General features: G+C 66.2%; 9 protein-coding genes and 1 pseudogene. 3 read left to right on the plus strand and 7 right to left on the minus strand.

From position 1 onward, the window contains the following. The 4 genes from EN780_RS23025 to EN780_RS23040 all read right to left on the minus strand — a co-directional run. Positions 1 to 323: NAD-dependent epimerase/dehydratase family protein (locus tag EN780_RS23025; RefSeq protein ID WP_128275408.1), on the minus strand; the 323-nt coding region annotated here is incomplete at its 3' end. Position 324: 1 nt separating this feature from the next. Next, positions 325 to 531, minus strand: coding sequence for a hypothetical protein (locus EN780_RS23030; protein ID WP_127285384.1), 207 nt, complete (start codon positions 529 to 531; stop codon positions 325 to 327). Then, positions 531 to 1,517, minus strand: a complete 987-nt coding sequence (locus EN780_RS23035; RefSeq protein WP_128275409.1) for a cation diffusion facilitator family transporter — start codon at positions 1,515 to 1,517, stop codon at positions 531 to 533. Before EN780_RS23035 ends, EN780_RS23030 begins: the two co-directional genes overlap by 1 nt. A 13-nt stretch (positions 1,518 to 1,530) precedes the next feature. Continuing rightward, positions 1,531 to 2,217, minus strand: coding sequence for a GNAT family protein (locus tag EN780_RS23040; RefSeq protein WP_128275410.1), 687 nt, complete (start codon positions 2,215 to 2,217; stop codon positions 1,531 to 1,533). Between the two features lie 83 nt (positions 2,218 to 2,300). Here EN780_RS23040 and EN780_RS23045 point away from each other — a divergent pair, with 83 nt between their 5' ends. After that, positions 2,301 to 3,485, plus strand: coding sequence for a pyridoxal phosphate-dependent aminotransferase (locus EN780_RS23045; protein WP_128275411.1), 1,185 nt, complete (start codon positions 2,301 to 2,303; stop codon positions 3,483 to 3,485). A gap of 243 nt (positions 3,486 to 3,728) precedes the next feature. On the opposite strand, the gene EN780_RS23050 is transcribed toward EN780_RS23045, so the two are convergent. After that, a complete protein-coding gene (locus EN780_RS23050) occupies positions 3,729 to 4,481 on the minus strand; it encodes an SDR family oxidoreductase (RefSeq protein ID WP_127285389.1) in 753 nt (250 codons plus the stop codon). Between the two features lie 231 nt (positions 4,482 to 4,712). After that, entirely contained in the window at positions 4,713 to 5,456 is a 744-nt protein-coding gene (locus EN780_RS23055; RefSeq protein WP_127285380.1) for a tellurite resistance TerB family protein, read from the minus strand. A 201-nt stretch (positions 5,457 to 5,657) separates the two neighbouring features. Here EN780_RS23055 and EN780_RS23060 point away from each other — a divergent pair, with 201 nt between their 5' ends. Next, positions 5,658 to 6,020, plus strand: a complete 363-nt coding sequence (locus EN780_RS23060; RefSeq protein WP_128275412.1) for a nuclear transport factor 2 family protein — start codon at positions 5,658 to 5,660, stop codon at positions 6,018 to 6,020. A gap of 23 nt (positions 6,021 to 6,043) precedes the next feature. On the opposite strand, the gene EN780_RS23065 is transcribed toward EN780_RS23060, so the two are convergent. Beyond that, positions 6,044 to 6,973, minus strand: a complete 930-nt coding sequence (locus EN780_RS23065) for a rhodanese-related sulfurtransferase (RefSeq protein ID WP_128275413.1) — start codon at positions 6,971 to 6,973, stop codon at positions 6,044 to 6,046. Between the two features lie 179 nt (positions 6,974 to 7,152). On the opposite strand from EN780_RS23065, the pseudogene EN780_RS23070 reads away from it, so the two are divergent. Further along, positions 7,153 to 7,407: pseudogene (locus EN780_RS23070) on the plus strand (keto-deoxy-phosphogluconate aldolase); the annotation flags it as partial.

The following is a 7,407-nucleotide window of genomic DNA, read 5'->3' on the forward strand; positions in this document are numbered from 1 at the left end:
GCGTCGAACAGCGCGCGCGTGCCGTCGAGATTGACCCGGTAGCCGAGGTCGAAATTGGCTTCCGCCTCGCCCGACACGATGCCGGCGAGATGGAAGATCACGTCCGGCTGCGCCGCGAGCAGGCTTGCCGTGGCGCCCGGCGCGGCAAGGTCGCCGGTGTGGAGGGAGACATCGACGCCCGGCATGGCGGGCGCTTCAGGCGCCACGATATCGTGCAGCTCGAGCGCACTGATCTTGCGGCCGCGCAGCTGCCCGTCCTTGGCCAGCCGGGCAATCAGCTTGCGGCCGACCATGCCGGCGGCGCCCGTAATCAACACGCGCATCTCAAGGATCCTTCTTGCGCTGGCTGCGGCCACGCAGCCAGAAGACCACGAAAATCGCCACCATGAAGACGGCCGCGATGGCGGCGGCCAGGATGGTCGAGACGCTGCCGGCCGCCAGCATCACCCGCGGCAGGAAATAGGCGGCGATGCCGAACAGGAGCAGCACCCAGAACGCGCCAAGCGCGGCATTGCGTGTATCGCGATCCATCAGTGATAGTGACCGCGATGCGGCGCCGCATGATGCGCGTGATCATGGTCGTGATCGTGATCGTCATCATCGTCGGCGCAATGCCCGAATTCCGGTTCGACGGTGGCATGGCTTATGCCGTGCTCGGCGGCGAGCCGCTTCTTGATGGCGCTGACCGCGCTGTGCGCGTCGACCCCGTCGTTCAGGCAGGCGTGCAGCGTCGCCATGTTGCTCGAACCGTCGAGCGACCAGACATGCATGTGGTGCACCTCGCGCACGCCCTTGACCGCGACTTCCAGATCCTTGGCGATCACGTCGCGGTCGAGGCTCGCCGGCACGCCTTCGAGCAGCACATGAGCGGCCTCGCGCATCAGCGACCACGCCGTCCACAGGATCAGCAGCGAGACCAGAACCGACAGGATCGGATCGATCGGCGTCCAGCCCGTCGCCAGGATGACCAGGGCCGCCGCGATGGCCGCGGCCGAGCCGAGCAGGTCGCCCAGCACATGCAGGATCGCGCCGCGCATGTTGAGGCTTTCGCGGTCGCCGCCATGCAGCACGAAGAAAGAGGCGATGTTGACCAGCAGGCCGGCGGTTGCGACCACCAGCATCGGCCCGCCGAGCACCGGCGCCGGCGCCATCAGGCGGCCCCAGGCTTCGTAGACGATCCACAGCGCGATGGCGAAGATGGCGATGCCGTTGGTGTAGGCGACCAGCGTCTTGACCCGGCCGAACCCGTAGGTCAGGCGAACTGTGGCCGGGCGGCCGGCGAGATGGAAGGCATACCACGCGAGCCCGAGCGCGATCGCATCGGCAAGCATGTGGCCGGCATCGGCAAGCAGCGCCAGCGACCCGGTCAGCAGACCGCCGAGCGCCTCGGCGACCATGAAGCCGGCGGTCAGGCAGGCGGCGATCAGCACCCGCTTCTTGTCGGTCGAGCCATGCACATGGCCCGCGCCATGGCTGTGGCCATGCCCTCCAGATCCATGATCGTGGCTGTGCGCCATCGCGGAACTCCTGCTACGCGCCGGACGCGGCGCGGAAATCCTCGAGCCGCCGCTTCTGGCAGCCTTCATCGTCGAAATTGGCCGGATCGAGCCATGCCTCGTAGGCTTCGCGCAGCGCCGGCCATTCCTTGTCGATGATCGAGTACCACGCGGTATCGCGGTTTTCGCCCTTGACCACAAGGTGCTGACGGAAAATGCCCTCGAACTTGAAGCCGAAACGCTCGGCGGCGCGCTTCGACGGCTCGTTGCGGTTGTTGCATTTCCATTCGTAGCGGCGATAGCCGAGATCGTCGAAGATGTATTTCATGAACAGGAACTGCGCCTCGGTCGCCGCCGGCTTGCGCGAGATCAGCGGCCCCCAATAGATGTTGCCGATCTCGATCACGCCATAGGCGGGGTCGATGCGCATCAGCGTCTGCCGCCCGGCGACCTTGCCGCTCGCCTTGTCGATGACGGCGAAGAACAGCGGATCCTCACTGGCCTCGACCTTGTCCAGCCACGGCTGGAAAGCGTCGCGGGTTTCCGGCGGATAGTCGGGCAGCCAGGCGAAGCGGCCGCCGATATCGGACACCGAAGAGGCCTCGTAGAGGCCGTCGCCGTGCTTTGCGGCGCTCAGCGGTTCGAGTCTGGCATGGCGCCCTTCCAGCACCTTGCGCTCGGGGCGCGGGCGCGGCTGCCAATCCTTGAGATTTTCCGACACCGAAAACTCCAATCCGTTTGACTTTTGCCGAAGGACGCTCACAAAAACGCTCGCCCACAGTAAGAACCACAGGAACGGGAAAAATGCTCCACACGATCGCGGCTTTCGACCGGCTCGGCGAGGAAAATGCCTTCGCGGTGCTGGCGCGCGCCACCGCACTTGCCCATCAGGGCCGCGACATCGTCAATCTCGGCATCGGCCAGCCGGACTTCAAGACGCCGCAGCACATCGTCGAGGCGGCGATCAAGGCGCTGCGCGACGGCCACCATGGCTATACGCCAGCCAACGGCCTGCTGGCGACGCGCGAGGCGGTCGTGCGCCGCACGCTGACCACCACTGGTGTCGAGGTCTCACCGGAGAACGTGATGATCCTGCCCGGCGGCAAGCCGACCATGTTCGCGGCGATCCTGATGTTCGGCGAGCCGGGCGCCGAGATCCTGTATCCGGATCCCGGCTTTCCGATCTATCGCTCGATGATCGAGTTCACCGGCGCCGCCCCGGTGCCGGTGCCGATCCGCGAGGAAAACGGCTTCGCCTTCTCTGCCGACGAGACGCTGGCGCTGATCACCCCGAAGACCAGGCTGCTGATCCTCAACTCGCCCGCCAACCCAACCGGTGGCGTCACCCCGCGCGCCGAAATCGAGAAGCTGGTCAAGGGGCTGGAGGCGCATCCGCATGTCGCCATCCTCTCCGACGAGATCTACGACGTCATGACCTATGACGGCGAGACGCATTTTTCGCTGCTCAACTTCCCGCAGATCCGCGACCGGCTGATCGTGCTCAACGGCTGGTCGAAGACCTGGGCGATGACCGGCTGGCGCATGGGCTGGTCGATCTGGCCGAACGGCGACAAGGGCGCGCATCTCTACGACAAGGTGCGCAAGCTGGCGGTCAACTGCTGGTCCTGCGTCAACGCGCCGAGCCAGTATGCCGGCATCGCCGCGATCGACGGCCCGCAGGACGATGTCGAAAAGATGATGCGCGCCTTCGACAACCGCAGGAAGATCGTGGTCGAGGGGCTGAACGCGCTGCCGGGCATCTCCTGCATCACGCCGAAGGGCGCCTTCTATGCCTTCCCCAATGTCTCGAAGACCGGCTGGAAGGCCAAGAAGCTCGCCTCGGCGCTGCTCGAGGACGCCGGCGTGGCGCTGATCGGCGGTCCCGATTTCGGCACTCTCGGCGAAGGCTATATCAGGCTCTCCTACGCCAATTCCGAGGAGAACATCTTGCGCGCGCTGGAGCGGATCGAGACCTTCTTGAAGAAGTGAGGCAGCCGACCGCCCATGCAGCGCCCAAGGGTCGACCCCCACTCCGTCGCCGCTTCGCGGCGACACCTCTCCCCCGATCGACGGGGTAGAGGAAGGGCGCGAACCTATTCCAGCCTAGCTCCCTTCCTCTCCCTCCGGAGGGGGGAGAGGTGGCGCCGCGAAGCGGCGACGGAGTGGGGGAACCACCTGACAACTGCCGCGAACGGACACAGGGAAGGTTTCGCTCACCCTGCGCCGGCGAAACTACCCTCTCCCCACGAACGGCATCTTCGTCGCCATCACCGTCATGAACAGCACATTGGCGTCGAGCGGCAGGCTGGCCATGTGGACGACGGCGTCGGCGACGCGCTCGACATCCATCACCGCCTCGGCGGCGATCGAACCGTTGGCCTGCGGCACGCCGACCGTCATTGGCTGCGCCATCTCGGTCAGCGCATTGCCGATGTCGATCTGGCCGCAAGCGATGTCGTAGGGCCGGCCGTCCAGCGCCAGCGTCTTGGTCAGCCCGGTGATGGCGTGCTTGGTCGCCGTGTAGGGCACCGAGCCAGGACGCGGCGCATAGGCCGACACCGAGCCGTTGTTGATGATGCGGCCGCCCATAGGCTTTTGCCGGCGCATGGCGCCGAAGGCGGCGCGGGCGCACAGGAACGAGCCGGTGAGGTTGACGCCGACGATATCGTTCCAGACCTCGACCGGGATCTCGTCGATCGGCGTCGACTTGTAGCCCATGCCGGCATTGTTGAAGAGCAGGTCGACGCGGCCGAAGGCTTCGACCACCGTTTCGAACAGATCGTCGACCTGATCGGCCTTGCTGATGTCGCAGGCAACCGCCAGCGCCTTGGCCTCGGTCTTGCCGGCCTCGGCGATCGCTTCCTCCAGCACCGCTTTGCGGCGTCCGCAGAACACCGTGTTCCAGCCGTTCCTGAGCAGCGCCGTGGCGACGCTCTTGCCGATGCCTGTGCCGGCGCCGGTAACGATGGCGGTTTTCTCTGTCATGGCAGTCATCGGTGTCCTCCGGTCATCGCTGCAACTTGGCATCGCAAATGACGCAAGCGATGGCAAGCCAACTGTCAGCCATCAGGCCCGACAAAAAGGGCGGTCATTGGCGACCGCCCTGATCTGAACCGGGCTTGGGAGGAGGAAAAGCCGGTCCGACTGCTTAGAATGATGCGCTTCCTCGGTTAACGAGACGTTACCGTGCGCGGCGTCGGCTGTTCCGCCTCCGCCTCACCAGCGCGGATTGGGCGAGGTTCCGGGCTTGTCGGAAACCGGCACCTTGGCCGCCGACACCGTCGCCTCGACGTGGTCGACCAGCGCGTCCGGCAGGCCGAGACGGCCAGCAAGCAGGTCGAGATAGCCGCGTTCGGCGCGCGTGTCGGGATCGATGGTAAGGCGCGAGGCCGTATAGAGTTCGAGCTTCTGCGCGTCGGTCTGGGCGCCGGCGACCAGCGTATCCAGGTCGAGCGGGCTCTCCAGCTCCGCCATCAGGAATTGTTCCGCCTCGGTGCCGATGCCGGCGAGCTGCAGCTTGCCGGCGATCTTCTGGCGCTCCTCGTCATCGACATGGCCGTCGGCCTTCGCCGCCGAGATCATCGCCCGCACCAGCGTCAGCGTGAACTCCTCCTCGCCTTGCGGGGCCTGCGAGGGGTGGAAGGCGGTATCCTTGGGCGGCGGCAAGAGTTCGGGCTCGCCGGCAGCCGGCGTCTCGGCCGGCGCGTTGCCGGCCTTGTAGTTCTGGTAGGCCTTGTAGGCGAGGCCGCCGATCGCGGCCAGCCCGCCGAGCTTGATGGCGGTGCCCGTCACCTGCCGGCCGGTTCCCGTTCCAAGCAGCACCGCGGCCAGCGCGCCGGCGGCCAGCGGATTGTCCTTGGCCATCTGCACGGCCTGGCCGGCCTTGTCGCGGACGGTGCCGCTGGTGCCGGGAACCTGCGAGCCGAGCAGATCGTCGAGAAGCTTCTTGGGATCGAACATCAATGCCTCCAGAATTGGGCCCGCGCCGAAACATGGACGAGCAGGTTTGGACGTCGCAGACGTAGGTCCCGCATGCTGACATTACAATGACGGGCAGGCGCTTTGCGACAAATGCGGGGGCGCCTCGAAGTTGGAACCGATGTGTCGAAACCGGCCTCGCTCTGGCCTAATCTGGGTTCTGTCGAGGAGAGGAGCCTTGCAATGGCCAATGAGCAGGCCCGCCAGCCGGCGCGTGATCCGCAGGACCTGGAACGTCTTTTGATCGCCCGGCAATGGGCGGGCGACATCGACGGCATGGTGGCGCTGTTCGCGCCCGACGCCGTCATCGACAGCGGCGAGAAGGACCTGACGCGTGGCCGCGAGGCCATCCGCGCGCTGTTCGCCGAGATCATCGAGGCGGGACGAAAATTCCAGCGCGGCGAACAGCGGTCCGCCGCGATCAACGGCGACCTGGCGCTCACCTCGACCCGGCTTCCCGACGGCACCATCACCACCGAGGTCGCCCGCCGGCAAGCGGATGGCACGTGGCTGTGGGTCATCGACCGCTACTCCGTCGCGTGGTGATGCGACGAAGATCGGCAACGGTGCTAGCTGCCGATATGCGGGCCTTTGCCTCGCGCGGTGGCCAGTTCGACCTGTCGCTGGCGTTCGGCATAGCGGGCGCGATCCTCGTCGGAGCGGACCTCGTGGCAATGCGGGCAGGACACGCCGGCGGCATAGCGCGGCGACAGCCGGTCCTCGACCGTCAGCGGATGCCGGCAGGCGCGGCAGAGTTCGGCCTCGCCTTCGGCAAGGCCATGCGACACCGACACACGTTCGTCGAAGACGAAGCATTCGCCTTGCCACAGGCTCTCTTCGGCGGGCACCTGTTCCAGATATTTGAGGATGCCGCCCTTCAGATGGAACACATCCTCGAAGCCGAGCGATTTCACATAGGCCGTCGCCTTCTCGCAGCGTATGCCGCCGGTGCAGAACATCGCCACCTTGCGGCCTTCGAGTTGGTCGCGATGCCGCTCGACCCAGGCCGGGAATTCGCGGAAGCTTGCGGTCGCCGGATCGACCGCGCCCCTGAAGGTGCCGATCGACACTTCATAGGCATTGCGCGTGTCGATGACGATGGTGTTCTCGTCCGAGATCAGTGCGTTCCAGTCGGCCGGCGCGACATAGGTGCCGGCGCTGGTCGCCGGATCGAGATCCTCGACGCCCATGGTGACGATCTCGCGCTTCAGCCGCACCTTCATGCGGTGGAAGGGCATGTCGGCGGCGGTGCTGTATTTGACCTCGAGGCCGGCGAGGCCTTCGATGGAGTTCAGATGGTCGACCAGCGTGGCGATGGAGGCCTCGCTGCCGGCTACGGTGCCGTTGATGCCCTCATGCGCAAGCAGAAGCGTGCCCTTGATGCCGCGCCCGCAGCAGAACGCCGCGAGCGGCGCGCGCAGGGCCTCGAAGCCGTCGAGCCGGGCAAATTTGTACAGCGCGGCGACGCGCACAGAATTGGTTCGGGTGGAAATTGTCATCGCCATGCCACTAAACCGTGGTGAAAGCCGATTCAAGGCGGAGCCGGCCAGCCGCCGTCCGCGGAAGCGGTTGGCCCCCGCCGCCGGTGCGTGACATCGCGACACGCCTCGTTTCGTGGACTCGGGATACCCCTTCTGCTAATCGGTTGAAATCGATCGATACCGGAGAGACCAAGCGAATGCCCAGCAAGACCGAGAAGCTCCTGTCGCTCCTCAATGGCCAGCCCGTCATTCCGGTGCTCAAGATCGCCAATGTCGCTGATGCGGTGCCGCTTGCCCGCGCGCTCGCCCGTGGCGGCCTGCCGGCGATCGAGATCACGCTGCGCACCTCCGATGCGCTGGAAGCGATCCGGCGCGTCGCCGGCGAGGTCGAGGACGCCATCGTCGGCGCCGGCACCATTCTCGACGCCGGGCAGTTCGACGAGGCAGCACGC

This window comes from Mesorhizobium sp. M4B.F.Ca.ET.089.01.1.1 (assembly GCF_004022605.1).
Taxonomy (GTDB): domain Bacteria; phylum Pseudomonadota; class Alphaproteobacteria; order Rhizobiales; family Rhizobiaceae; genus Mesorhizobium; species Mesorhizobium abyssinicae.